Consider the following 24763-nt stretch of genomic DNA (forward strand, 5'->3'; position numbering starts at 1 on the left):
CTTCGCAGGAGCCCGGCGCTATCCAAAAGCAAGCCTACCGCCCCATCGCCCCCTCGACCTCCTCCACCGTTCGCGGCACGCCCTCGCTCAACCGCTGCGATCCTGTCGGCGTGATCAGGTACAGATCCTCGATCCGGATGCCGTAATTGGCGGACTGGACATAAAGCCCCGGCTCCACCGTGATCACCGCGCCCGCCGGCAGCGGCTTCGACATGTCGCCCGCATCATGGACGTCGAGCCCGACCAGATGCCCCAACCCATGGGTGAAATCGTCGACCCGCCCCGCCTTGCGGAACACCTCCTTCGCCGCCTCGACCAGATCCTCATAATAGACCCCGGCCTTGAGCTTCGCGACAGCCGCCGCTTGGGCAGCCAACACCAGTTCATAGGATGCGCGCTGCTCGTCGGTGAACCTGCCGCTGGCAGGGAAGGTGCGCGTCACGTCGCAGGCATAGCCCCCGACGGAGGCCGCCGCGTCGATCAGGATCAGATCCTTCTCCCCGATCACCCCGCCGCCGCCCGTATAGTGCAGCGACGCCGCGTTGCGCCCGGTGGCGACGATGCTGTCATAGGCCAGCCCCTCGCCGTCCCCGGCGCGGAAGCCATCCTCCAATATCGCCTTCAACTGCCTTTCGGTCATGCCGGGGCGCACCTGCTTCATCGCCGCAAGATGGCCCCGCGCCGTCGCCGCCATCGCCTTGCGCATCAACTCCAGTTCGCGCGCCTCCTTGACGATGCGCAGCGAGGGCAGAAGGCCGCTGTCGTCCTTCAACGATACGCCCGGCACCCGCTGCATCACCTTGCCGTAAAGCTCCAGCGCCTTGGGCACGGGCGCGGACGCGCTGACGATCGGCCCCAGGAAATGCAGCGTCTTGGACCGCTCGGCCAGGGTGGTGACCAGGCTCCCCAGGCCGCTGGTGCGCGCCACCCGCGAAAAGCCCGTGCGCCGCTCCAGTTCGGTGCCCAGCGGCAGGCGCTCTACCTCCCACCGCTCCGACTCCACGTCGCGGGACGGCAGCAGCAGCCATTCCCTGACCGTGCGCTCGGCAGGCGCCATGACCAGGACGGCGCCCGGCTCGTCGACAATGCCGGTCAGCCAGGCGAAATCGCCATCCTGCACGAAGGGCGGCGCCACCGCCGCGCCGCTTTCCACCGGCCCCGCGCCATGGACGACGGCGACGCCGTCCTTCAACGCCTCCATCACCCGGCGGCGGCGCTCGCGAAACACGTCGGGCGCGAAGGGGACGGTGCCCGAAGGCGTCGCAAAACCCTGCGGCGGCAGAACCTGCGCCCGCAACCCGGCGGCGCACAGGAACGAAGCCGTCCCGCCCGCGATGATCGACCGTCTGTCCAACATGGTCCTGAACTCCCTTGCCGAACGGATTGGAACAGCAAGAGGCGTATGATGTCAATAATACAGTAAAAGGCCCCGCCAAAAAGGCGAGGCCATTCTATGAAACGCTCTTGGACTTGCGTTCAGATCTTGTCGCCAAGCGCGCCCTTGACCGAACCTTTGATGTCCTGCGCCGTGCCCTTGGCCTTCTGCGCCCGGCCTTCCGCGACCAGATCGGGATCGCGCTGGTTGCGGCCGGTTGCTTCCTTGATCGCTCCGGCAGCCTTGTTGCCGGCCGCCTTCACCTTGTCGGTCATCTCACCCATCGGATGTCTCCTTCGGTTGCTGTTGCCCCATAAACGGGCGGGCAGAACCGAAAGTTGCCTCCAATACGCAGGCGGAACGGACGGGGCTGCCCTAATCCGTTTCCGAAGGCCTGCGCGCCCGCCGTTCCGCGACGAATTCGCTGATCGCCTGGCCGCTGGCGTTCAGCAGCGGATAGGTGCGCGCGTCGGAGAGCCAGTCCGGCCGCCGTGCGCCGCTGCCGTAGAAGGTGTCGTAAACCAGGCTGAACGCCAGAAAGACCAGCGTCGCGCCGATCAGCCCCTTCACCGCCCCGAACCCCGCGCCCAGCACCCGGTCGACAGGCCCCAGCACCGACTGCCGCGTGCGGCGGCCAATGGCGCGGGCGAGCAGCTTGCCCGCGCCGAAGGTGACGCCGAACACCAGCGCGAAGGCCAGCACCGCCGCCCCGCTGGTGCTGCCGACGAAGGACGTGGCCAGTTCCGTGACCGAGGCATGGAACAGCCGGATCGCGAAGATCGCCAGCACCCATGCGATCAGCGACAGGGTTTCCTGCACGAAACCCCGCATCAGCCCGAAAATGGCGCAGCCGCCGATCAGCAGCAGGACGAGAATATCGATCGCGTTCATCGCGCCGTGGCTATCCGCGCCCAAGCATCTGGTCAACAAGTTGCGCAAGGGCGCGATAGCCGCTGACCGAAATGCCCTTGACCCCGTCCGCCACGGCGGCGGGGACGAAGGCGCGGTTGAAACCCAGCTTGGCGGCTTCCCGCAGCCGCAGCGGGGCATGCGCCACGGGACGGATTTCCCCCGACAGCGCGATTTCGCCGAAGAGGACGACATCGGCGGGCACGGGACGCTCCGACAGGGCCGACATCAACGCGGCGGCGACGGCAAGGTCGGCTGCCGGGTCCGACAGGCGATAGCCGCCCGCGACGTTCAGATAGACTTCGCAGGTCGAGAAGCTGAGGCCGCAGCGCGCCTCCAGCACGGCCAGCACCATGGCAAGCCGCCCGCTGTCCCACCCCACCACGGCGCGGCGGGGGGTCGCGCCGCTGGAAAGCCGCACCACCAGCGCCTGGATCTCCACCAGCACCGGCCGCGTCCCCTCCAGCGCGGGAAACACGGTCGCGCCGGTCACATTCTCGTCGCGATGCGTGAGGAACAGGGCGGAGGGGTTGGCGACCTCCTCCAGCCCTTCCGCCACCATGGCAAACACCCCGATCTCGTCCGTGCCGCCAAAGCGGTTCTTGATGGCGCGCAGGATACGATATTGATGACTGCGCTCGCCCTCGAAGCTCAACACCGTGTCGACCATATGCTCCAGCACGCGGGGACCGGCAATGCTGCCGTCCTTGGTCACATGGCCGACCAGGATCAGCGCGGTGCCGCGCTGCTTGGCGAAGCGGATCAGTTCCTGGCTGGAAGCGCGCACCTGGCTGACCGTGCCCGGCGCGCCCTCGATCAGGTCGCTGTGCATCGTCTGGATCGAATCGATGATCAGCAGCGCGGGCGGGGCGCCCTCCCCCAGCGTGGTCAGTATGTCGCGCACGGAAGTGGCGCTGGCCAGTTGCACCGGCGCATTGCCCAGACCCAGGCGCTGGGCGCGCAGCCGGACCTGGTCCGACGCCTCCTCGCCGCTGATATAGGCGACGCTGTGCCCGGCCGAAGCGATGCGCGCCGCCGCCTGCAACAGCAGCGTCGACTTGCCGATGCCCGGATCGCCGCCGATCAGCGTGGCCGAACCGGAAACGATCCCGCCACCCAATGCCCGGTCGAATTCCGCGATCCCGGTCGTGGTGCGCGGCGGCAGCTCCACCTTGTCGTCCAGCCCCACCAGCATCAGCGCCCTGCCCCCGCTATGCAGGTCATGGCGGGCGGAAAAGACCGTCTCCGCCGCTTCCTCGACGATGCTGTTCCATTCGCCGCAATCGTCGCACTGCCCCTGCCACCGGCCGGAAACGGTGCCGCATTGCTGACAGACGAATTTGCGCTTTGCTTTTGCCATGGCTCACGCATATCAGAACATATGCGGAACACAATTGCTCTTTGCATCTTCCGATGGAAACCGGGCGTGCCATGGCGCATTGTTTCGCCATGAAGACCGTTCGCGTCGCCAGCTACAATATCCGCAAAGCCATTGGCACCGACCGCCGCCGGGTTCCCGAGCGGGTGATCGACGTGCTGAACGAACTCGACGCGGACATCATCGCGTTGCAGGAGGCTGACCGCCGCTTCGGCGTGCGCTCGGCGGCGCTGCCACCCTGGCTGCTGGAGAGCATCAGCCCCTACCGGCCCGTGCCGCTGAACGTGCATGTGGACTCGATGGGCTGGCACGGCAACGCGATATTGGTGCGCAAGGAGGCGGAGGTCGGCGCGCACGACGTGCTGCACCTCCCCTGCCTGGAGCCGCGCGGCGCGACCATGGCGGAAGTGACGCTGGGCAAGGCGTCCCTGCGCGTCTTCGGCATGCATCTCGACCTGTCCGGGCTGTGGCGACGCAAGCAGGCCGCGGCGGTGATCCACGCCGCATCCTCACGCGACGCCATGCCGACGGTGCTGATGGGCGACCTCAACGAATGGAGCGCGGAACGGGGATGCCTGGCCGATTTCGCCCGCCATTACAGCTTCGCGCCCTGCGGCCGGTCCTTCCATGCGCGGCGCCCGGTGGCGCGGCTCGACCGGATCATGCATTGCGGGCGGTTGAAACTGGTCGACTGCGGCGTCCATGAAAGCGCGGCGGCCCGCAAGGCGTCGGACCATCTCCCCATCTGGGCGGAGTTCGGGCTGGGTTGAGAATATATGGGCCGTCGTGTTCCTGCGCCGGCAGGAACCCAGTTCGGACGCTGCGAAAATTTCCCAACGGCAGAACTAGGCAGCGTGGACAAATTCGGAATGTCGGGAAGTGGCTAAAAGCCGAAATCCGGCTGTTCATCCGATCGAGATGCCAGAGGGCCTGTAAGCCGGGTTCTGTCCCCCTCTTGCGAAGGGTGGCGACCATTCCTCTAGGGGACGGATCGCTCCGTCCCTCAAGCAACCAACCCGGGCGGTCTCAGCCGAAACTGGCCTAGCAGCCGAAACTGCGCGCCGCCCCTATTCGGTCTTGCTCCCGGTGGGGTTTACCGTGCCGCCTTGCGTTGCCGCAGGCGCGGTGCGCTCTTACCGCACCCTTTCAATTTCACCCGACCGAAGTCTTGGGGCCGAAGCCTTGGGCGACCTGCTTTCTGTTGCACTGTCCCTTGGATCACTCCAGCCGGCCGTTAGCCGGCACCGTCATTTCGTGGAGCCCGGACTTTCCTCGCCGTGGAAGTTACCCGCCACGCCGCGGCCGCCCGGCCCTCTGGCATGGGCGCCTATACACGGGTCCGGGGCATCCGTCATCCCCGTTCAGTCATCACGCCGCTTAGTCGTCACCCTGGGGCTTGGGCAGCAGCAGCGCCAGCAGGATCGCCCGGCACTCTCCATCGATGATCCCGTCGATCAGTTCGGGGCGAAAGCGCCGCTGGAACGCCACCACCGCCGCCTGCGGCTCGGCAATGTCATAGCCGAAACGCTCCAGCGCCAGCATGAAGCCGCCGTCGCTCCAATGCGGGTCCATCAGATTCCTGGTCGGGCGCGGCAAGGCCAGCCGCAGCCGCGCCAACTGCCCCCAGGGGAAAAGCTCGCCCGGATCCTGCTTGCGCGCCGGGGCGACGTCGCTATGCCCGACGATGTTGCCCCGCGTGATCTTGTGCCGCTGCACGATCTGGTGGATCAGCGGGATCAGCGACCCCATCTGCGCGTCCGGAAAGGGCCGATAGCCCCATTCATGGCCCGGATTGACGATCTCTATGCCGATGCTGGCCGAATTGATGTCGTCGATGCCGCGCCAATGCGCCCGTCCGGCATGCCAGGCGCGCTTTTCCTCATCGACCATGCGGATGACCTGCCCATCCTCCGTCACGACATAATGGGCGGAAACCTTGGATTCCGGGCTGGCGAGCCAGTTGATCGCCGTGGCCGCATCGACCATTCCCGTATAATGCAGCACCAGCATGGAGATTGGCAGGCTGCGCTCGTCGAAATTGGGCGACGGCGTGTCGATCATCGGAAAGTCGTTCATCGCCAAGGGCCAGTCACTCGCATGCGTCCGTCAGCGCCTGGAGGGCGCGGACAGACCATGGCCGACAGCGGCAGGCCAATCAAGCGGGCTGCGGCATTTTCCCGCCGGGGCGATCAGACCGCCCGGCGCATCGCTCCGCCCGCCTGGGTCGCGGCGTCCCGGCGTCCATAGCCGCCGCGAAATTCGGCGTGGGGGATGAAATCGTCGCTATGGCCGATCACCGTCTCCCCCGCGCCGAGCAGCAGGACGGAGCCCGCATGGCTGTGCCGTGCAAGGAGACGCAGCACGCTCTGGCGACGTTCGGGCGTGAAGTAGAGGAGCACGTTGCGGCAGAGCAGAAGGTCGTATTCCCCCTGGGGCGCGCGCGCGTCGAACAGATTGTCGGTGCGGAAATCGATCATCTGGCGCAGCGCCGCATTGGCGCGCCAGTCGTCGCCCGCGGGGTCGAACCATTTGAGCAGGTCGCCCACCGGCAGGCCCCGCTGCACGTCCATCTGCGTGAAGATGCCTGCCTTCGCCTGGGCGATGGCCGCGGTGGAGATGTCGGTCGCCAATATCTCGATGCGCCAGCCGCGCCAGCGCGCCATGTCGTTGCAAAGCTGGATCGCCAGCGAATAGACCTCCTGCCCCGTCGAACAGCCCGCGCTCCAGATGCGCAACGTCCGGTCCGACCGCTGCCCATGGATGCGCGGCAGGATATGGCGGTGGATCATGTCGAAGATCTGGAGGTCGCGGAAGAAGCTGCTCTCATTGTTGAGCAGCGCGTTCACCACGTCATTTTCCAGCGTAGCGTCCTTGCGCCCCATCAGGCGGGACGCCAGCGCATCCATGTCGCTCAGTCCATGGGCGCGCAGCACCGGCTTCAGCGCCGTTTCCATCCGCCAGGCCCGGCTTTCGGACAGGATCTGCCCGGTGCGCGCCTCCAGCAGGCCGGAAAGGATGCGCGCCGCGCCGCCCATGGAAGCGGCCGAAGCGGAACCGGACGGGAGGGAGTCGGCCGAAGGGGGCAATGCCATCAGTTCCTGTTCTTTCCTCTTCGCGCCACGAAGTCCATGATCGCATGGGGTTCCAGCAGGGCGCAGTTCAATCCTTCTCCGGCGATCGATCCGGGCATGCCCCAGACCACGCTGCTCGCTTCGTCCTGCGCCACGATCCAGCCGCCCGCCGCCACGATGTCGCGCGCGCCGGCCGTCCCGTCCCGCCCCATGCCGGTCAGCACCACGCCCGCCGCGCCGGCGCCATAGGCCTGGGCCATGCTGGCGAACATCGGGTCGACGCCGGGCAGGTTGCCGGTCGGCGTGCGCTGCGGATTGAGCGCCACCGACACCCGGCCGTGAAGGCCCGGCCGAAGCTGGAGATTGGCGTCGCCCGGCGCGACATAGACGATGTCGGGTGCCAGCATCTCGCCCTGTTCCGCCACCTTGACGCGCAGGGACGTCATCCGCCCCAGTTGCTGGACGAAATAATGGGTGAAGCTGGCCGGCAGATGCTGGGTCAGCAGGATCGGCACGCCCAGCGGCGCGGCCAGCCCCGCGAAAAGCTGTCCCAGGGCATGGATGCCGCCGGTCGATGCGCCGATGCCCAGGCAGGCAAGCGGCTTGGCCGCCTGTTCCGGATCGATCCGCAGCGGCGGTCGGACCGTGACCGGGGTCGCAGCGCCGCTGAACAGACGCAACAGGCGGTCGATCAGGGCCTGGGGGAAATGCTCGCCGAAGCTGCCGCTTCCCGGCTTGGCCAATATGTCGCTCGCGCCCAGCGCCAGCGCCTCGACCGCCGCGGCGCTCCCCTCCTCGCAATTGCCCGACAGGATCACGACCTTGGCGCGGGGGTTGATCCCCAGGATCGCCGGCAGCGCCATGAGGCCGCTCTGCCCCGGCAACTCTATGTCGAGCAGGATCAGGTCGACCTCATGGTCCTGCAAATAGCCCAGCGCATGTTCGGCGCTGTTGGTCTTGTGCGTGACGGAAAATCGCCGGTCGGCGTTCAAAATCCGCTCTATGACCGTCCTGACCACAACCGAATCGTCGACGATCAGGGTGCGCAGCGCCCTGTCCTCGTCCCTGCTGGCCATGATCGGCACGTGAACGGTCATCGAAGGCAATCTTTCTGAACAAAGGCGAGCTGAAGGAAAAGACGGGAAGGTCGGCGGAGATCGGTCGATCCCGAACGCGGCGCTAGATCACGCCGACGATCGTCAGCTTGCTTTCCAGCGTTTCCCGGTCAAACGGCTTCATCACATATTCGTCCGCGCCTGCCTCCACCGCGGCCTTGATATGGCCGATGCCGTTTTCCGTGGTGCAGAAGATGATCTTGGGCCGCGTGGCCAGATTGGCGTCCGGCAGCGCCTGGAGGAATTCCATGCCGCTCATCACCGGCATGTTCCAGTCCAGCAGGACCACATCCGGCACGGACGTTTCGCATTGCGTAAGGGCGTCGCGGCCGTCGACCGCCTCGCTCACCGAAAGGTCGAGCGATTCCAATATGTGGCGGGCAACCTTGCGGATGACCTTCGAATCATCGACGACCAGGCAGTTTTTCATAATGCGTCCCTTTTTTTGCGTCCCATGGTCACAGGCCTTAACCGGCAAAGGCGAGGATTTGGTAAACGCCGGTGCGAGATCGTCATGCGGCCTGCGCGAGCGAGCCGCCCTCGATGAAGCCGCTCAGCGACACCAGCAGATAGGGCTGGCTCTCATGCTCCACCAGGCCGCGGGCATAGGGAGCCCAGGCGGGATCCAGCTGGCCGCGCAGCGGCAATTCGCCCTCCGGCACCTGGCAGATGTCGTGCACGGCATCGACCATCAGTCCATAGCTGTGGCCGCTGATGTCGGCGATGATCGCGAAACCGCGTTTTTCCGCGGGCGTCGGCAGCCCGCGCACCAGCGCGGCGGCGTCGATGACGGTCAGCACCCGGCTGCGCAGCGCGGAAAGGCCCGCGACATGCGCGCCCATGCCCGGCACCGGCGAGATGTCGGTCAGCTTGACCACCGCCTCGACCTCCCGGGTCTGGACGGCGATCCTCGTGCCCGCCAGCGTGGCGAAAAGGTAAAGCTGGTTCATGCGGCCATTCTCCCTTCCTACCGCTGCGATCCGGAGAGCGCGGCCATCAGCGCGTCCTGATCGTAACGATAGATGCTGCTGTCCTGCGGACCGGCGGGCCGGGGCGTGGCGCGCAGATGGACGATGCGGCAGCCCAGCAGTTCGCCGGCCTGCGACGCGTCCGATCCGGTGAACAGCACCACGTCCTGCGGGTCGACCGCTTCGTCGGCGGGCAGGCCCATCACCACCTCATGCCCGGCCTGTCGAAGCAGCGGCGCCAATATCTCGCGGGTCCAGCCATCCTCGCTGTCGGCCAGCAGGCAGCGGCCGCTGCTCCGCTCGGCGATCGGCTCGTCCGGCAGGGCGGCGAACAGGGCGAAGGGATTGATCACCTCCAGATGCTCGCCGTCGATCACCGCGACGCCGCTCAACAGGCCATGCATTGCGACCATGTCCGGCACGGCGGGCATTTCCACGATGTCGAGCACCGCGGCGACCGGATAGCAGGCCTCCCGCGCACCGTCGCGCAGGCGAAGCGCTGCGACCTTCTCCTCGGAAAAGGCGTGATGACCGTTGGCGACCGGCACCAGCCGTCCGTCCAGGCGCACGAAGCCGCAACCGCCCGACCGGCCGAACAGCCGGGCGTCGATGTCCTCGACCCGCTCGATCAGCGACAGCTTCAGCAATCGACGCTCGCCCGAATATTCCTCGAACCGCAAGGCGGGAACCATCTCGACGACGCCCTGCGCCTCCTCGCCCTCTCCGGCCCGACGCGCCGCATGATCGTCGACGATATTGGGCAGGCGCGCCGCATTGGCGAGGCCCGCCGCATCCAGCAACAGCATCGGCTTGCCATTGTCGGGCAGGGTCATGCCGGCATAGACGCCCGACGCCATCACCAGCGGCGATGCGGGACGGATCACGAGTTCCTCGTGATTTTCCACCGCCGACACGCCCATGGCGAACGGCACGCCGGTCGCGGAGCGCACGACCATCACGGCGCGCGGCCCCGGCTGCGCGACGCGCTCCATGCCCAGCACATCCTCCAGATCGATCATCGAATGGCGGACGGAACGGATCGTCGCGATCTTGGCGCCGCCCACCTGCGCGATGTTCAGCGTCTCATTGTTGTCGTGCAGGATTTCCACGACGGCGGCGCGGGGAATGGCGAAATGCAGGTCGCCGGCCCGCACGATCAATCCCGGAATGATGGTCAGCGTCAGCGGCACCCGAAGGGTGATGGTCAATCCGCAGCCGGGCCGGTTGTCGAGCGCGATGACGCCGCCGATCCGCTCCACATTGGCGCGCACCACGTCCATGCCGACGCCGCGCCCGGAAATGGCCGTGACCTGGTTGGCGGTCGAAAGGCCGGGGTGGAAGATCAGGTCGAGCTTCTCCGCCTCGCTCATCCGCGCCGCCGCTTCGGGCGTCAGGCGGCCCGCAGCAATAGCCTTGTCGACCAACCGTCCGGTGTCGATCCCATGCCCGTCATCGGAAATCTCTATGACGATCTGGTTGCCCGACTGGCGCGCTTCCAGCCGCAGCCGGCCCGCTTCGGGCTTGCCCAGCGCCCGCCGCTTTTCCGGCGTCTCTATGCCATGGTCGATGCTGTTGCGGACGATATGGGTGAGCGGATCGACGACCATCTCGACCATTTCCCGGTCCATCTCGACATCGCCGCCCTCCAGGCTAAGGTCGATGCGCTTGCCCAGATCCCGGCCAAGGTCGCGCACCATGCGCGGGATGGCGGTGAACAGCCGGTCGACGCGTTGCATCCGCGTCTTGGAAATGGCGTCGCGCATGTCCGCCACGCAGGTCGACAGCCGTTCGAAGGCGCTCTCCAGCTCCGGATCGCCCGACCGTTCGCGCAGCTTGCGCGACAGCTCGTTGCGGGCCAGCACCATGTCGGACACGCCGTTCATCAACTGGTCGATCAGCGACAGCGGCAGGCGGATGGTGCGCGGCGCCGCCTGCCCGCCCGAAGCCCTCGCCACCGCGACGGCCGCCGTCAGTGACTCATTCTCATCCGGCCCGGCAACCTCCGCCGCGACCAGCCTGCCGGTCAGCGCGGCGATCAGATAATCGTCATTCTCCTGCGGCAGGGCGGCGCCGATGGCCACCGCCTCCGCCAGTTCCGCGATGCGGTCCATGATGCCCAGAACGGCGCTGACGGTGGCCGGGTCGGCGATCCGCTTGCCCGCCCGGATTTCCGACAACACATCCTCGGCCGCGTGGCTCAGCCGTTCGAAGCGCGGCAGGTTCAGGAAGCCGCAGCTTCCCTTCACCGTATGGAAAAAGCGGAAAATGGCGTCCAGCCGGTCCCGGTCGGCGGGATCGGCTTCCCAGGCGACGACCTCTCCAGCCAGCGCCTCCAGCGTTTCCTGCGTTTCCGATATGAATTCCTGGAGTAGCTCGTCCATTCCACCGCCTCATGGATAGGCGCGGACCATGGCGCGGCTGTGGTTAAATCCCCGTTAAAGACAGCGACCGTGAAACCGCGAAAGGAAAAAGGGACGCCGCGACCGGCAGTCGCGACGCCCCTTGCGGCTCGGTTAACGGCGCTGAACCTGGAGCGCGATGCTCTATTGCGCCTCGCGCTTCTCAACCGAATCGCCCGCCTTCTCGCCAGCTTCGCGAGTGGCGTCCGCCTTGTTTTCCAGCGCGTCCGCGGCATTTTCGGCGGCGGCTTCGGCATTGCCGCTCAGATTATCGGCCATCGCTTCCATATTGTCGGCCTGGTTGTCGATGGCGTCCGCCTGATTCTCATACGCGTTCTCGACCTTGTTCTCCTGCTTGGAATCGCACGCAGCAAGCGCGATCAGGCTGGCAAGGCCAAGGACTGATACGATGGTTTTCACGGCGTTTTCTCCTGTTGCGCCCCCATGGGCTGACGTCATTCGGCAAGGGTGCCGGAAGCCCGGAACCCTGACGCCCATCAACTGGTCGCGCGAAGGATGGTTCCCGCCGCACGCTCCTTTCGTCGCGGAAACGACTTATTTTTTAAGGGAATCGCGGATTTCGCGCAGCAGCATCACGTCTTCCGGCGTTGCGGCGGGGCCTTCCTCAGGCTTGGGCATCAGCTTGTTCACCGCCTTGACCAGCAGGAAGATGATGAAGGCCAGGATCAGGAAATTGACGAACACGGTCAGGAATTCGCCCCAGCCGGACATGGCGACCCCGGCTGCCTTCAGGTCGCCATAGCTTTCCGGATTCCCCTTGAACCCGGCGGGCAGGTCGCCCAGCCGGATGAAGTAGCGGGAAAAGTCCGCCCCGCCGAAGACATAGCCGACCACCGGCATGATCAGATCGTCGGTCAACGATTTGGTGATGGTGGCGAAGGCGCCGCCGATGATCACGCCCACGGCCAGGTCGATGACGTTGCCGCGGTTGATGAACGTCTTGAATTCGGAAATCAGCCCCATGGCAAAACCCCTTGTTCCGATTGCGATAGGAAAAAGCATGGGCCGTTGCGAAGGGTTCCACAACCGCCTATTTCCATGGGCGAAACAAGCCAGAGGATGTTCCATGACGATCCTGCGCCAATTCCGCCTGTTCCTCCTGCCGCTGCTGGGCGCCTTTGCCCTGTCCGCCTGCGGCATCAACAGCGTCCCCGCCGCGGAGGAGGCCGCAAAAGCGAAATGGGCCGACGTCCAGGCGCAATATCAGCGCCGGGCGAACCTGATCGACAATCTGGTGGCGACCGTGAAGGCCGCCGGCAAGCTGGAACAGGACACGCTGGTCAAGGTAACCGAAGCCCGTTCCAAGGCGACATCGGTTCAGGTCAATGCCGATGATCTGTCCGACCCCGCCAAGGTGCAGCAGTTCCAGCAGGCCCAGGCGCAACTGAGCCAGGGGCTGGGCCGCCTTCTCGCCTCGGTCGAGGCCTATCCGGACCTCAAGGCCAATCAGAATTTCCTCGACCTCCAGTCGCAACTGGAAGGGACGGAGAACCGCATCGCCGTCGCCATCCGCGACTATAATGAAGCGGTGCGCGCCTATAATACCCGCATCCGCACCTTCCCCGACGCGATCGGTGCGAAGATCATCCATGGCGCCAAGCCGATGACCCCGTTCCAGGCCACCACGCCCGGCGCGGAAGAAGCGCCGAAGGTCGATTTCGGCAACTGATCCGGTGATGCTCCGCCGCCTGTTCCTGATCCTCGCGCTGCTGGTTTTCATGCCCGCGGCGGGAGTGACGGGAATCGCGCCTTCCGCACAGGCCCAGACCTTCCCCAAGCTGACCGGCCGGGTGGTGGACGACGCCGCCCTGCTCTCCCCGCAACAGGAACAGGCGCTGACCGACAAGCTCGCGGCGCTGGAACGGCAGAGCGGACGGCAATTGGTGGTAGCGACCCTGCCCGACCTTCAGGGCTATGACATATCCGATTATGGCTACCGGCTGGGCCGCGCCTGGGGGATCGGCGACAAGGAAAAGAATGAGGGCGCACTGCTGATCGTCGCACCTAACGAACGCAAGGTGCGGATCGAGGTCGGCTACGGCCTGGAAGGCATCATGACCGACGCCCTGTCGTCCCAGATCATCCGCAACGCCATCACGCCCCGGTTCAAGGCGGGCGACTTGCCCGGCGGCATCGATGCGGGCGTGGACGCGATCGGCAAGCTGCTGACCCTGCCGCCGGACGAGGCCAGGGCGCTTGCGGCGCAGGCCGAGGCAAAGGCGCGCGACGCGTCGGACGATGGCGGGACATTCATGGCGATATTCTGGCTCATCATCGTCGCGATCATCGTCATCGCCATGCTTTCCGGACGGGGCAAGGGGCGACGCTATCGGGGTGGATCGGGACCGATCATCCTCTGGGGACCGGGCGATTCCGGCTGGGGCGGCGGCGGTGGATCGGGCTGGGGCGGTGGCGGCTGGGGCGGTGGCGGCGGCTTTTCCGGCGGCGGCGGCAGCTTCGGCGGCGGCGGCGCTTCGGGGGACTGGTGATGCGCCTGATCATGAACGAAGCCGATCACGACCGCGTGACCGCCGCCGTGGCCGAAGCGGAAAAGGCGACCGATGGGGAGATCGTCACCATCGTCGCGCGCCGCTCCGACGCCTATCATGACGCGGGACTGCACTGGGCCATCGGCGCGGCGTTCCTGGTCCTGTCGGCGGCGGCGGCATTCCCGCAGCATTTCCGCCGCCTCTGTTCCTGGTTGCTGCAAAGCTGGGAGCATGAGATCGAGGATTGGAAGCTGTTGACGGTCCTGCTGGGCCTGCTGATCCTCAAATTCCTCCTCGTCCGCTACGCGCTCGCCTGGATGCCGCTGCGCATGGCCCTGACCCCGAAAGCCACCAAGGCCCGCCGCGTGCGCCGCCGCGCCATCACCCTGTTCCGAGCCGTCGCCCAGGGGCGCACGCGGGGGCGGACCGGCGTGCTCATCTACCTCTCGCTGGACGAACATCGGGCGGAACTGGTCGCGGATGCGGCGATCAACGAAAGAGTCGCGCCGGAGGTCTGGGGCGAGGCCATGGCGGCGCTGATCGATGGCGTGCGCGAAGGCCGCGCCGCCCAAGGCATGGCAGAGGCGGTGCGGCAGGTCGGCCGCGTATTGGCCGAGCATTTCCCGGCAACCGGCGACAATCCCAATGAACTGCCCGACAGGTTGATCGAATTATGAGCGAACAGGACGGAACCTCCCCCGAGGAGATCATGTGGGAGGGCCGCTTCATCACCGCCAAGCGGCGGGGCCGCTGGGAATATGTCGGCCGGGCGCGAGGCATCCGCGCCGCCGTCATCCTGGCCGTGGATGAGGCTGCGGATGGCCGGCATGTGCTGCTGGTCGACCAATATCGCGTGCCGCTGGGCCGCCGCTGCATCGAACTGCCCGCCGGGCTGGTGGGCGACCAGGATGAGGGCGAGGAAGCCATGCTCGCCGCCGCCCGCGAACTGGAGGAGGAGACCGGCTACCGACCCGGCCGGCTGGAAAATCTGGGCGAATATTACAGTTCGCCGGGCATGGTGTCGGAGAGCTTCAGCCTGTTCCGCGCCCACGACCTCATGAAAACCGGCGAAGGCGGCGGCGTGGAAGGCGAGGACATACTGGTCCACCGCGTGCCGCTGAACGCCATCCACGACAGGATCGCGGCATGGCGGATGGACGGTTTCGCAATCGACGTGAAATTGCTGCTGCTGCTGGGCGCTGGATTCGCGAACTGAGGCCGTGGCCAAGCGATCGGGCAGCGATTCCCCGCGTTGAAAATCAAAGACTGCCGAAGCCGGGCGCTTCTCCACGCGCATTGCCGTCGATGCGGATCGGGCGCCTCCAGCCGATCCGGGGCCGCTTGCGCAGGCGGAGGGTAGGCCAGTCGCCCCGGTCCGCCCGCTCGGCCAGGCGCATCCCCTGGGCGCGATAGGCGGCGAGCACCGCATCGGCCTGTTCCCGGAGCAGCCCCGCAAGCAGGATGGTGCCGCCTTCCTCCACCAGCGCGCAAAGCGACGGGGCGAGTTCGATCAGCGGACCGGCCAGGATATTGGCGATCAGCAGGTCATAGGGCGCGCGCGTCGCAATCGCCGGGTGATCCGCGCCGGCGGCGGTGTAGAGCGCAAGCTGCCCCTGCCCCTTGCCCGTCGCAACGCCATTGGCCACGGCGTTGGCGGCGCTGATCTCGACCGCCACGGGGTCGATGTCCGACGCGGTCGCATAGGCCCGCGGCCAAAGGTGCAGCGCGGCGAAGGCAAGCAGGCCGGTGCCCGTGCCGATGTCCGCGACATTGCCGAAACGCATGCCGACGCGCCGCATGCGGTCGAGCATGATCAGGCAGCCCGCCGTGGTTTCATGCTGGCCCGTGCCGAAGGCGCGGCTCGCCTCGATCAGGAAATTGACGTGGCCGGGCGCCGCAGGATCGCCGGCCAGGTTGCGGACGTGGAAGCGGCCGGCGGTGACGGGTTCCAACCCCTGCTGGCTCAACGTCACCCAATCCTCATCGGGCAATTGCTCGATCACCGGCTTGATGCCGGCGGCGCTGGGGACGAGCGAGCGGAGCAGCCGGATCGCGGCGGGGCCGGGCTGGCCTTCGAAATAGGCGTCCAGCCGCCAGCTCTGCTCATTATCAGGCTCCGCTTCGCTGGTCATCAGCACGGGCGGCCGATCCATCAGGGCAAAGGCAGCGATGTCGCCATCCAGCGCCTCAGCCTCGGCGCGGGTGCAGGGGAAGGTCACTTTCCAGCTTTGCGCCTTGGCTTCGGCGGGCGCGGAGGGAAGGGTTAGATCGTTCATGACGCCGCCTTTAAACCTTTGGCGAATGGAGGGGAAGCGGCCACTTCAACTACCGAATGCGAACTTTTTTGCGGGGGCACCGCTCGCGAAAGGAGAAGCAGCGGGGAGCAGGCACGGCTTGCGCGTGCCGCTGTCGGCCATTGCGCATCGCGTCAGGCGTCCGCCCACCGCCGCAGAAGATTATGATACACGCCCGTCAAGCGGATGACCTGCGCATCGTCATGCCCCAGTTCGCCCGCCAGCGCCTGAACGCTGCTGTCCAGATCGAACAGCATCTGCCGCGCCGCGTCGTCCCGCACCATGGACTGGAGCCAGAAGAAGCTCGCCACGCGCCGTCCCCGCGTCACCGGCTCCACCCGGTGCAGCGACGATGACGGATAGAGCACCGCATGACCCGCGGGCAGCTTCACCTGCTGCACGCCGAAATTGGTCTCGACCGTCAGTTCGCCGCCGTCATAGCGATCGGGTTCTTCCAGGAAGACGGTGATCGACAGGTCGGACCGCACGCGAAAGCCCGTGCCCGCCTGGATCCGCACTGCATTGTCGACATGGGTGCCGAAGGCCTGCCCGCCCGCATAGCTGTTGAACAGCGGCGGAAATATCTTCAGCGGCAGCGCGGCGGCGATGAACAGGGGCGAGCGGCGGAGGCCGTCGAGCACGATCTGCCCCGCCTGCTTCGCTTCGGCGCAATCCTCCGGCAGTTGCAGGTTGCGCTTGGCCAGCGCCGATTGATGGCCGGAGGTGACATTGCCGTCCACCCACTGCGCCGCGTCGATCAGGTCGCGCAGGCGCCGCACCGCATCGGCATCCAGCAATTCGGGAATGACGGTCAGCATGGCGATGAGCGGAAACAGGCCATGTCCATCATTCCGTCCCGCTGCGCAGGACGAAGGGAATCTCGACCACGCCCTTGACCCGGACGGCCTGGCCGTCGCGCATCACGGGCCTCCAGCGCCAGCCGCGCACCGCGTCGCGCGCCGCATTGTCCAGCCGGGGAAAACCGCTGCTCCGGGCGATGGACAGGCTCTCCACCGCGCCGTCCAGACCCAGCGTCAGCGCGAGGACGACCGTCCCCTGCTCGCGCTTGCGACGGCTTTCCACCGGATAGCGGGGCGGCTTGCCGGCGATCATCTGCGCGCCCAGGTCGCCGCCCTGGACGACGCTCGATCCCATGGATGCGGCGGGCGGCGCGGGCGGCGCGGAAACCGTGACGGGGGGAGCAGGCGGCGCAGGAGGCGCAATGTCCGGCGTGGTCGCCACTGTCGGCGCCGGCGGCTGGGGTACCTTCACCAATGGCGGCGGGGCGACGACCTCGGCCTGCGGGGGCGGGGGCGGCGCCTCCGCGGAAGGGGGCGGGGGTGGAGGCGGCATGAGGTTCACGACCGACAGGCGCGCCTCCCGCACGCGCTGCACATGATGCCGGGCCTGGACCAGCGCGGCGATCAGGACGGCATGAAGCAGGACGATGACAAGGACCGCCGGGTAGTTCAGTCCGCGCCGCGCGCCATAACGGGCCGGAGCAGCTTCAGGGCGGAAGGGCGCATTGGGGATGGAAGGCGGGGCGGCGGGCGGCGCGAGGATCGCGTCATCCTCCACCTCTTCAACAAATCTATCCGCTACGCGAAGCATGCCAGATCCCCTTTGCCGCCGTGCAGGCGAAGCCCGTCCATAACGCGAATCCTAATGCTACTCAATCGCATCTTTGCGAAGGGACCGGACGGGCGGCGACCCGAGGAGGATGGGAGTGCATCGCCGCCCGCCCGTTTCCCCCGGCAAGGGACGAGTGCCGGGGGATAGGGATCGGTCAGAACATATAGTTGAGGCTGAACACCGCCGACCGGGTCGGGGCGGGCTGCGCCCAGCTATTATTGGTGTTGTTGCGCACCGTGGTCACATATTTCTCATTGGTGAAGTTCTGCACATTCACCTGCGCCGTCAGATTCTCCGTGATCGGGTAGGAGGCCATGAAGCGGTGGATGGTGTAGCTCGGCACGCGATAACCGACATAGCTGTTGGCGACCAGTTGGGCGAGCGACGGCTGGTTCAGCAGGAAGCTGCCCTGATAGGTCAGGCCATAGCCCAGTTCCAGGCCGAAGCCGAAGCGGTAGGTCGTAAACAGGCTGCCCGAATGCTTCGGGGTATTGGTCAGCGAGTAACCGGCCGTCGGATCAAGGAAGGTCGTGCTGTTGGCGCATGTGCCGGCGGCCGGGTCGGTCGCGCCCGGATGGGCGAGGCAATAGTCGGAAACCCCCTGCTTGATCTTGCTCTTGAGGTACATGTAATTGGCTGAAATCGTCCAGTTGCTGGTGATGTTGCCCGACGCGCCGAAGGACACGCCCTCCACCCGCTGGTGGCCGTCCGTTGCCTGATCGGGCAGGAGCGGATCGCCCGACACCACCTTGATCTGATTGCGGTCGTTGCGGAACAGCGCCAGCGTCAGCAGCAATTGCTTGTCGAACAGGTCGGCCTTTGCGCCGATTTCATAGTTCTTCGTGGTTTCGGGCCTGACATTGCAGGTGCCGCTGCCGCCCGCGGCATTGTCCGCGGTGCAGCTTCCGTCGACCGACGATTTGGACGGCAGCTTGGAGTTGCCGAAAGCGACATACAGGCTGGTGTCCGGCGTCGGCTTCACGACCGCGCCGACGCGGAAGGAGAAGAGATTGTCGTCCACCTCCAGGCGATTGCCCACCGTGCTGATCTGGCCAAGCTGCGCCGAGCCGCCGGTCGTGTTGTAGGTGAAGGTGCGGTTGAAGCCCTTGACCTTCTCATAGCGGATGCCGCCGTTGATCTCGAACCAGTCGGTGAACTTCATCGTGTCGAACAGATAGGCGGCGTAGCTGGTCTGCTCCCCGACATTATGCGTGCCGAGGATGAAGTTGACGGGACCGACATAATTGTTGCTGCCATAGACGCGGGGCAGGCCGGTAGTGGCGGCCGGGCCGACGATGCCCGCAGACGGATCAGCGATGTTCACCAGCGGCAGGTAGAAACCAAGGCTGGCGGCGGCATTATAGGCCGGATTGGCGGCGCTGGCGCCGGTGGTCGGCGTGGTGAAGGGCGCGGCATAGGGATCGAAGCCGTTGGCGGTACGGCCCAGGCTGCCCTGCAACTGGTCGTAGCGCTCCCACAGGGCCGAGCCGCCGACGACCAGCGTATGGCCGATGCCCCCGGTGTCGAAATCGGCGCTGAGGTCGATCTGGTTATAGGCGGTTTCATTGGTGATGAAGCGCTGGTTGCCGCGACCGCCGATCGGCAGGTAATAGCCGACCGGGATGGTGAGCGTCTCGCCGGCGGCGGTCGTGCCGATGCGCTGCGTGCAAGCACCGCCGGTATCGGGATTGAAGCCGCCCGCCGTGCCGTTGTCGAGGCAGAAGACCCCGTTCGGCTGGCTGGTCACCGTGTCCTGGCGGATATGTTCGTACCGCGTCAGGTTGCGGACCTTGACCGTGTCGCTGAAGGCATGGCTGAATATCGCCTGCAACGACTTGGTCTTGCTGTCCTGACGGTCGAGATTGGCGAAGCCGTAATAGCCCGAACGGTCGAACTGGTCCACGATGCCGCCCAGAGCCGGGAAGTAGCGGATGCCATATTGCGGCATTGCCTTGTCGTCGAGATATTCGCCCTGCAGCGTCAGGCTGGTCGGGCTGTCGATGCCGATGGTGATCGCGGGCGCAACGCCCCAGCGCTCATAGTCCTCGACATCGCGGCCCGGCACGTCGTTGCGATGATAGACGGCATTGAGGCGAACGGCGATCAGGTCGTTGACGCGCTTGTTCGCATCGATGGTCGCGCGATAATAATTGTCCGTGCCGATCCCGGCGTTGAGGATCGTGTTGTCGTCGGCCAGCGGACGCTTCGTCACCAGGTTGATCGTCCCGGCGACGGAGCCGCCGCCGTTCATTACCGAATTGGCGCCATTGGTGACTTCGACCTGTTCGATATTATAGACTTCGTTGCGGTTCAGGAACGCGCCGGACCGCACGCCGTCGACCGTGACGTCGTTCTTCGCGTCCTGCCCGCGCAGGATGATGCGGTCGCCATAGCCGAAGCCGCCTTCCCCCGCGCCGAAGGTGATGCCGGGAACGGTCGACAGCACTTCGCGCAGCGTCAGCAGGTTCTGCTGCCGGATGGTTTCCTTGCCGATCACGGTGATGGTCTGCGGCGTATCGAGCAACGGCCGGGTATATTTGGGCGATTCAGCCTTCTCGACCTTGATCGGAGATTCGTCGATGGCCGTGTCGGTAACCGTCATTCCGCCGAGCTTGGCGCCCTGCGCGGCGTCCTGCGCCTGGGCGGACGTGGCGAAGGCGATCGCGCCGACGCAACCCAGCGCCAGGAAGGAAGGTCGTGACAGTGCTTTGGACATGGAAAAAGAACCCCTTTCTTGAACCTTGAGGGGCCTGCTATTGCGACTTGTTCGCAGAGTCAACGCTATTGCGACTAATTATTATTTTATGATCGTATAGCGCCGTCGAAAAGCCAGCATCTTATCGCGCTCGCCAGATTGGGTGGCGCGGCCGTCGCCATGCGCGCCACGTCGATGCGCGCGATCAGGGCGTTGACCGGCAAGCCCTCCCGCGCGGCGGCCGCGCGGAGGGCTTGCCAGAATATCGGTTCAAGGCTGATCGCGGTCTGATGGCCCGCAATCGTCACGCTGCGCTTGACCGGCGGAGCGAAGGGCGATGCCGCCGGCGCCGAAGCGTCATGGGAAGGCCCCTCGCCTGCCATCAGTACATGTGCTGGCCGCCATTGATCGACAGCGTGCTGCCGGTCACGAAACCGCCATCCTCGCTGCAGAAGAAGGCGACGCCGCGCGCGATTTCATCGGCATGGCCCAGGCGACCGACCGGAATCTTGGCGACGATCTTTTCCAGCACGGCGGGGGGAACGGCGGCGACCATGTCGGTGTCGATATAGCCCGGCGCGATGGCGTTGACGGTAACGCCATATTTCGCGCCTTCCTGCGCCAGCGCCTTGGTGAAACCGTGAATGCCGGACTTGGCGGCGGCATAGTTGACCTGGCCATATTGGCCCGCCTGTCCGTTGATCGATCCGATATTGACGAAACGGCCCCAGCCGCGCTCCCGCATTCCGCCGAAGGTCGCCTTCGCCATGTTGAAGCAGCCGCCAAGGTTGATGCGCATCACCTCGTTCCAGTCGTCGAAGCTCATCTTCGCCAGCACGCCGTCGCGCGTGATGCCTGCATTGTTGACCACCACGTCGATCGGCCCCAGCGCTTCGACCACCTGCGCGCAGCCGTCCAGGCAGGCCTGGTGATCGCCCACGTCCCATTTGAACGACGCTATGCCGGTCTTCTCGGAAAAGGCCTGCGCCTTGGCGTCGTTGCCGGCATAGTTTGCGGCGACCGCGAACCCCATGTCCTTGAGCGCCAGGCTGATTGCCTCGCCAATTCCACGTGTTCCGCCCGTGACGACTGCAACCTTGCTCATGATGGCTCTCCTCAAAGAAAAATGACGGGACGAAACTTACCTCTCCAGCCAACCGGCCAGTTCGCGACGGGTCAGACTCTCATACAGATTCATAGCGTCCTGAGACGCGTTCAAACAACTCAAATGGACAAAATTATTACCGCCGGAAGCGATAAAATCCTCCTTGCCGCGAATGGCGATTTCCTCCAGGGTTTCCAGGCAGTCCGCCGAGAATCCGGGAGTGAGGACAGCAACGTTCCGGACATTTTCGGATGGCAGTTGCCGCAGCGTCTCGTCGGTCGCGGGGCCGAGCCATTTGGCGGGGCCGAAGCGGGACTGGAAGGTGACGCGCACCTCTCTGCCCAGCGCTTCGCCCAGCAGGCGCGCGCTTTCGACGCACTGGTCGCGATAAGGATCGCCCAATTGCCGCGTCCTCTCCGGCATGCCGTGGAAGCTGGCGATCAGCAGGTCCGGCGCGAAGTCCAGCGCGGCAAGCTGCGCCTGCGTCGATGCGCGCAGCGCCTCTATATAGGCGGGATCGGCATGATAGGGCGGCAGGGTGCGGATCGCCGGTTGCGCCCGCATCTTCCCCAGCGCGGCATAGGCGGCGTCCAGCGCGGTCGCCGTCGTCGCCGCGCAATATTGGGGATAGAGCGGCGCCAGCAGGATGCGGTCGCACCCCGCCGCGACCATCGCCGCCAGCCGCGAGCCGATGGAAGGATTGCCGTAGCGCATGGCCCAGTCGACCATCACCTCCGGCCCCAGCCTGTCCTGCAACCCCCGCGCCGTATCGCGGGTATAGACGGCGAGCGGCGACCCATCCTTCATCCACACCTGCCGATAGGCATGGGCCGATTTCTTCGGCCGGGTCAGCAGGATCGGGCCGCGCAGGATCGGCTGCCAGAGGAATTGCGGTATCTCCACCACTCGGGGATCGGACAGGAATTCGGCCAGATAGCGCCGCACCGACGCCGGGTCCGGCCCGTCCGGCGTGCCCAGATTGATGACCAGCAGGCCGATCTTGCCCAAGTCCCTCATCCTTCCATCAACAGGGGCAGGCTGCGGAACCGCCGCCCGGTGGTGGTGAACAGCGCATTGGCCACCGCGGGCGCGACCACGGGCGCGCCCAGGTCGGTGAGGCCAGCGGGCGGCGCTGTGCTGCGGATCAGTTCGACGGTCACTTCCCCCACATCGTCCAGCCGGGGCAGGCCCATCCGGCCCAATATCGCCCGTGTCGGCATGCCCTTCGCATAGGGGACGGACGCCCCCATGGCGAATGCCAAGCCGTGGATCAGACCGCTTTCCACCTGCTGCCGGGCGATGTCGGGATTGACCTGTTCCCCGCCGTCGACGGCGGCGACGATCCGCGAGACCTGGAGCTTGCCCTCGTCCACGCCCGCCTCCACCATGACGGCGATGAAGGCGCCGTTCATCACATGCGCCGCCAGCCCCTGCCCGCTTCCCTCTATGCCGCCCTGCCAGCCGCCCATGGCGCCCACGGTGGTCAGGCAATGCGCCAGCCGGGGATTGCCGCCCAGCATCTGGATACGAAAGGACATCGCCTCCATCTGCGCCTGGTGGGCCAGTTCGTCCATGAAACTTTCGGTGAAGAACGCCCCGTGCAGATTCGCGTTGCCGCGCGCGAAGCCCAGCGGCAGGCCGACATCGGCGGGGAAATGATCAACCGCCCAGTTGGGCACCGAATAAGGCAAATCCATGCCCGCCACCGCCAGCCGGGTGGAGGTGCCCGATGCATCGGCGCTTGCTTCGTGCGGCAGCTTGCCATGGGCGATGCGCGCCCATGTCTGGGTCAGGGCGCAGGGGGCGGCGACCTTCGCGGACCAGCCCTCTACCGCGCCGTTGCGGCCCAGCTTGCCAGCCATGCGCGCATGGGCGGGGGCGCTGGGCCGGTCCTGGATCACATCCTCCAGCCGGGACCAGAGCAGTTGCACTGGCCGCCCCATCTCGCGGGAGAGGAGCGCGGCCTGCACCCCTGCCTCGAAATCCATGCGGCGGCCATGGCCCCCGCCAGCATGCAGCGGATAGAGCGTCACTGCCTCCGCCGGCAGGTCCAGCGCCCTGGCGATGGCAGCGCGGGCCAGGCCGGGCGCCTGCGTCGCCATCCACACCTCCGCGCCGTCCTCGCCGATCCGGGCGATGGCGCACATCGGCTCCATCGCCAGATGCAGGCCCGGCCGCACCCGATATTCGCTGGCGAGGACGGTCGCATCCTCGAACAGCGATTGCGGATCACCCCGCTCATAGAGCCGCTCGCCCGAGGAGTCGGCAAAGGCCTGCTCCAGCGCCGCCTCGATCCCGGCGCTGCCCACCGGCGTGCCGGAAAGCGCGAAGACGGGGTCGGCCAGATCCAGCGCCTTGTTCGCCGTCCACCAGTTGCTGGCGATCGCCGCCACCCAGCGTTCCCGCCGGACCAGTTTCAGGAAGCCGGTGACGGATTTCGCCGCGCCCTCATTGACGCTTTTCAGGACGGCGTCCCCGATCGGACCCTGCCGGATGGAAGCGAAGACCATGTCGGGCAGGCGGATGTCGGCGGCGAAATTATGACTGCCGTCGATCTTGGACGGGGTGTCGAGCCGGGGAAGATCCTGCCCCGCCAACCGATCCACCTCCGCCTGGCGGAAAGGCAATATGTCGGGCAGGTCGAATGTCGCGGCATCCTCCACCACCTCGCCCAGTTCCAGCGTGCGCTTTCCGCCGTCGGAGACGATGCCGTCCCTGATGTCGCAGCTTTCCCACGCCACGTCCCATCGCGCCGCCGCCGCCTTGCACAGCAGCACCCGCGCCGCCGCGCCCGCCTCCCGATAGGCCTGGTGGAACATCGGGACCGACGTGCCAGCCCCGGTCAGCATCAGGGCGCGGCGGATGGCATATTGATCGATGGTCCATTCGCCCGCTTCCCCGGCAAGCCTGCTCCAGTCATTGGCCAGCCATTCGCGCGCCAGCAGGACATTGGCGTAGAGCGGCCCGATGGGCGCGCTCTGCACGCCTATGGTGCGCCAGTCAGCGCCCAGCTCGTCGGCCAAGATCTGCGGCAGGAGCGTCGAGACCCCCTGCCCCATTTCCGTCTGCGGCACGATGACGATGACCTGTCCCGCCCGGTCGATCTTGAGGAAGGCGTTGAAGGCGGTTTCGCCCGGCGCGGTGTTGAGATTGGGTCGATAGGCGCGGGGCCAGACCGCCCATGCCAGCAGCAGGCCCGCCGTCGCGCCGCCGCCGACCAGCAGCGCGCGCCGGTTCAAACCCCTTTCCGTCTGCTGACCCTGCTTCCGCGGTGCGCGCCCCATGAGACCGCTGATAAAGAGGCGCGGAAGC

General features: G+C 66.3%; 25 protein-coding genes and 1 other RNA gene. 5 read left to right on the forward strand and 21 right to left on the reverse strand.

Annotated features, from left to right (window positions below; all coding sequences use genetic code 11):
- Positions 1–34: 34 nt before the first annotated feature.
- From SIDU_RS09110 to radA, 4 genes are all read right to left on the reverse strand, one after another.
- Positions 35–1357, reverse strand: a complete 1323-nt coding sequence (locus SIDU_RS09110; protein WP_007687132.1) for an aminopeptidase P family protein — start codon at positions 1355–1357, stop codon at positions 35–37.
- A 119-nt stretch (positions 1358–1476) separates the two neighbouring features.
- Positions 1477–1659: a general stress protein CsbD gene (locus SIDU_RS09115; protein ID WP_007687130.1), complete on the reverse strand. Its 183-nt coding sequence runs from the start codon at positions 1657–1659 to the stop codon at positions 1477–1479.
- Between the two features lie 91 nt (positions 1660–1750).
- A complete protein-coding gene (locus SIDU_RS09120) occupies positions 1751–2266 on the reverse strand; it encodes a CvpA family protein (RefSeq protein WP_007687129.1) in 516 nt (171 codons plus the stop codon).
- Between the two features lie 10 nt (positions 2267–2276).
- The gene (gene radA / locus SIDU_RS09125; RefSeq protein ID WP_007687127.1) at positions 2277–3644 is read right to left on the reverse strand and encodes a DNA repair protein RadA; all 1368 of its coding nucleotides are present in this window, start codon (positions 3642–3644) and stop codon (positions 2277–2279) included.
- 89 nt (positions 3645–3733) lie between these two features.
- Between radA and SIDU_RS09130 the strand changes: the two genes are divergently transcribed.
- Complete coding sequence (locus SIDU_RS09130) at positions 3734–4432, forward strand: endonuclease/exonuclease/phosphatase family protein (RefSeq protein WP_025771699.1); 699 nt, start codon at positions 3734–3736, stop codon at positions 4430–4432.
- Positions 4433–4579: 147 nt separating this feature from the next.
- Here SIDU_RS09130 and rnpB read toward each other — a convergent pair.
- The 9 genes from rnpB to mscL all read right to left on the reverse strand — a co-directional run bounded on the left by rnpB (position 4580) and on the right by mscL (position 12199).
- Positions 4580–4980, reverse strand: an RNA gene (rnpB, locus tag SIDU_RS09135) — RNase P RNA component class A.
- Positions 4981–5039: 59 nt separating this feature from the next.
- Positions 5040–5738, reverse strand: coding sequence for an N-acetylmuramoyl-L-alanine amidase (locus tag SIDU_RS09140; RefSeq protein ID WP_007687118.1), 699 nt, complete (start codon positions 5736–5738; stop codon positions 5040–5042).
- Between the two features lie 113 nt (positions 5739–5851).
- Positions 5852–6754, reverse strand: coding sequence for a CheR family methyltransferase (locus SIDU_RS09145; protein WP_007687116.1), 903 nt, complete (start codon positions 6752–6754; stop codon positions 5852–5854).
- A complete protein-coding gene (locus SIDU_RS09150; protein ID WP_007687115.1) occupies positions 6754–7830 on the reverse strand; it encodes a chemotaxis protein CheB in 1077 nt (358 codons plus the stop codon). The genes SIDU_RS09145 and SIDU_RS09150 overlap by 1 nt, the downstream gene beginning before the upstream one ends.
- A gap of 82 nt (positions 7831–7912) precedes the next feature.
- Positions 7913–8278 (reverse strand): response regulator, encoded by a 366-nt coding sequence (locus SIDU_RS09155; protein WP_007687112.1) that lies wholly within the window; start codon positions 8276–8278, stop codon positions 7913–7915.
- 82 nt (positions 8279–8360) lie between these two features.
- Positions 8361–8798, reverse strand: coding sequence for a chemotaxis protein CheW (locus SIDU_RS09160; protein WP_007687110.1), 438 nt, complete (start codon positions 8796–8798; stop codon positions 8361–8363).
- A 17-nt stretch (positions 8799–8815) separates the two neighbouring features.
- Positions 8816–11197 carry a chemotaxis protein CheA gene (locus SIDU_RS09165; protein ID WP_007687108.1) on the reverse strand — a complete coding sequence of 794 codons (2382 nt, stop codon included), beginning with the start codon at positions 11195–11197 and terminating at the stop codon, positions 8816–8818.
- A gap of 162 nt (positions 11198–11359) precedes the next feature.
- Positions 11360–11635, reverse strand: a complete 276-nt coding sequence (locus tag SIDU_RS09170) for a hypothetical protein (RefSeq protein WP_007687106.1) — start codon at positions 11633–11635, stop codon at positions 11360–11362.
- Between the two features lie 135 nt (positions 11636–11770).
- A complete protein-coding gene (mscL, locus tag SIDU_RS09175) occupies positions 11771–12199 on the reverse strand; it encodes a large conductance mechanosensitive channel protein MscL (protein WP_073507133.1) in 429 nt (142 codons plus the stop codon).
- Positions 12200–12302: 103 nt separating this feature from the next.
- Here mscL and SIDU_RS09180 point away from each other — a divergent pair, with 103 nt between their 5' ends.
- Genes SIDU_RS09180 through SIDU_RS09195 form a run of 4 tightly spaced genes read left to right on the forward strand, consistent with a single transcriptional unit; the run spans position 12303 to position 14941 of the window.
- Positions 12303–12905 (forward strand): LemA family protein, encoded by a 603-nt coding sequence (locus SIDU_RS09180; protein ID WP_007687102.1) that lies wholly within the window; start codon positions 12303–12305, stop codon positions 12903–12905.
- Positions 12906–12912: 7 nt separating this feature from the next.
- Positions 12913–13725, forward strand: coding sequence for a TPM domain-containing protein (locus SIDU_RS09185; protein WP_007687101.1), 813 nt, complete (start codon positions 12913–12915; stop codon positions 13723–13725).
- Positions 13725–14402: a TPM domain-containing protein gene (locus SIDU_RS09190; protein WP_007687099.1), complete on the forward strand. Its 678-nt coding sequence runs from the start codon at positions 13725–13727 to the stop codon at positions 14400–14402. The genes SIDU_RS09185 and SIDU_RS09190 overlap by 1 nt, the downstream gene beginning before the upstream one ends.
- On the forward strand, positions 14399–14941 hold the full coding sequence (locus SIDU_RS09195; protein ID WP_007687098.1) for an NUDIX hydrolase: 543 nt from the start codon (positions 14399–14401) through the stop codon (positions 14939–14941). The genes SIDU_RS09190 and SIDU_RS09195 overlap by 4 nt, the downstream gene beginning before the upstream one ends.
- Positions 14942–14984: 43 nt before the next feature.
- Here the strand turns inward: SIDU_RS09195 and SIDU_RS09200 are convergent, their stop codons facing one another.
- From SIDU_RS09200 to SIDU_RS09235, 8 genes are all read right to left on the reverse strand, one after another.
- Complete coding sequence (locus tag SIDU_RS09200; RefSeq protein WP_007687097.1) at positions 14985–16001, reverse strand: 50S ribosomal protein L11 methyltransferase; 1017 nt, start codon at positions 15999–16001, stop codon at positions 14985–14987.
- 152 nt (positions 16002–16153) lie between these two features.
- Positions 16154–16837 (reverse strand): Fe2+-dependent dioxygenase, encoded by a 684-nt coding sequence (locus SIDU_RS09205; protein WP_007687096.1) that lies wholly within the window; start codon positions 16835–16837, stop codon positions 16154–16156.
- A 28-nt stretch (positions 16838–16865) separates the two neighbouring features.
- Entirely contained in the window at positions 16866–17630 is a 765-nt protein-coding gene (locus tag SIDU_RS09210) for an energy transducer TonB (RefSeq protein ID WP_025771705.1), read from the reverse strand.
- Positions 17631–17805: 175 nt separating this feature from the next.
- The gene (locus tag SIDU_RS09215; protein ID WP_007687094.1) at positions 17806–20367 is read right to left on the reverse strand and encodes a TonB-dependent receptor; all 2562 of its coding nucleotides are present in this window, start codon (positions 20365–20367) and stop codon (positions 17806–17808) included.
- An 86-nt stretch (positions 20368–20453) separates the two neighbouring features.
- Complete coding sequence (locus tag SIDU_RS09220) at positions 20454–20729, reverse strand: ribbon-helix-helix domain-containing protein (protein ID WP_007687092.1); 276 nt, start codon at positions 20727–20729, stop codon at positions 20454–20456.
- Entirely contained in the window at positions 20729–21451 is a 723-nt protein-coding gene (gene phbB, locus SIDU_RS09225; protein ID WP_007687090.1) for an acetoacetyl-CoA reductase, read from the reverse strand. Before phbB ends, SIDU_RS09220 begins: the two co-directional genes overlap by 1 nt.
- Before the next feature lie 36 nt (positions 21452–21487).
- Positions 21488–22468: a ferrochelatase gene (gene hemH, locus SIDU_RS09230; RefSeq protein ID WP_174550392.1), complete on the reverse strand. Its 981-nt coding sequence runs from the start codon at positions 22466–22468 to the stop codon at positions 21488–21490.
- Positions 22465–24735 carry a molybdopterin cofactor-binding domain-containing protein gene (locus SIDU_RS09235; protein WP_050983556.1) on the reverse strand — a complete coding sequence of 757 codons (2271 nt, stop codon included), beginning with the start codon at positions 24733–24735 and terminating at the stop codon, positions 22465–22467. Before SIDU_RS09235 ends, hemH begins: the two co-directional genes overlap by 4 nt.
- Positions 24736–24763 lie beyond the last annotated feature (28 nt).

Source organism: Sphingobium indicum B90A, from assembly GCF_000264945.2.
In the GTDB taxonomy this organism is placed as follows: domain Bacteria; phylum Pseudomonadota; class Alphaproteobacteria; order Sphingomonadales; family Sphingomonadaceae; genus Sphingobium; species Sphingobium indicum.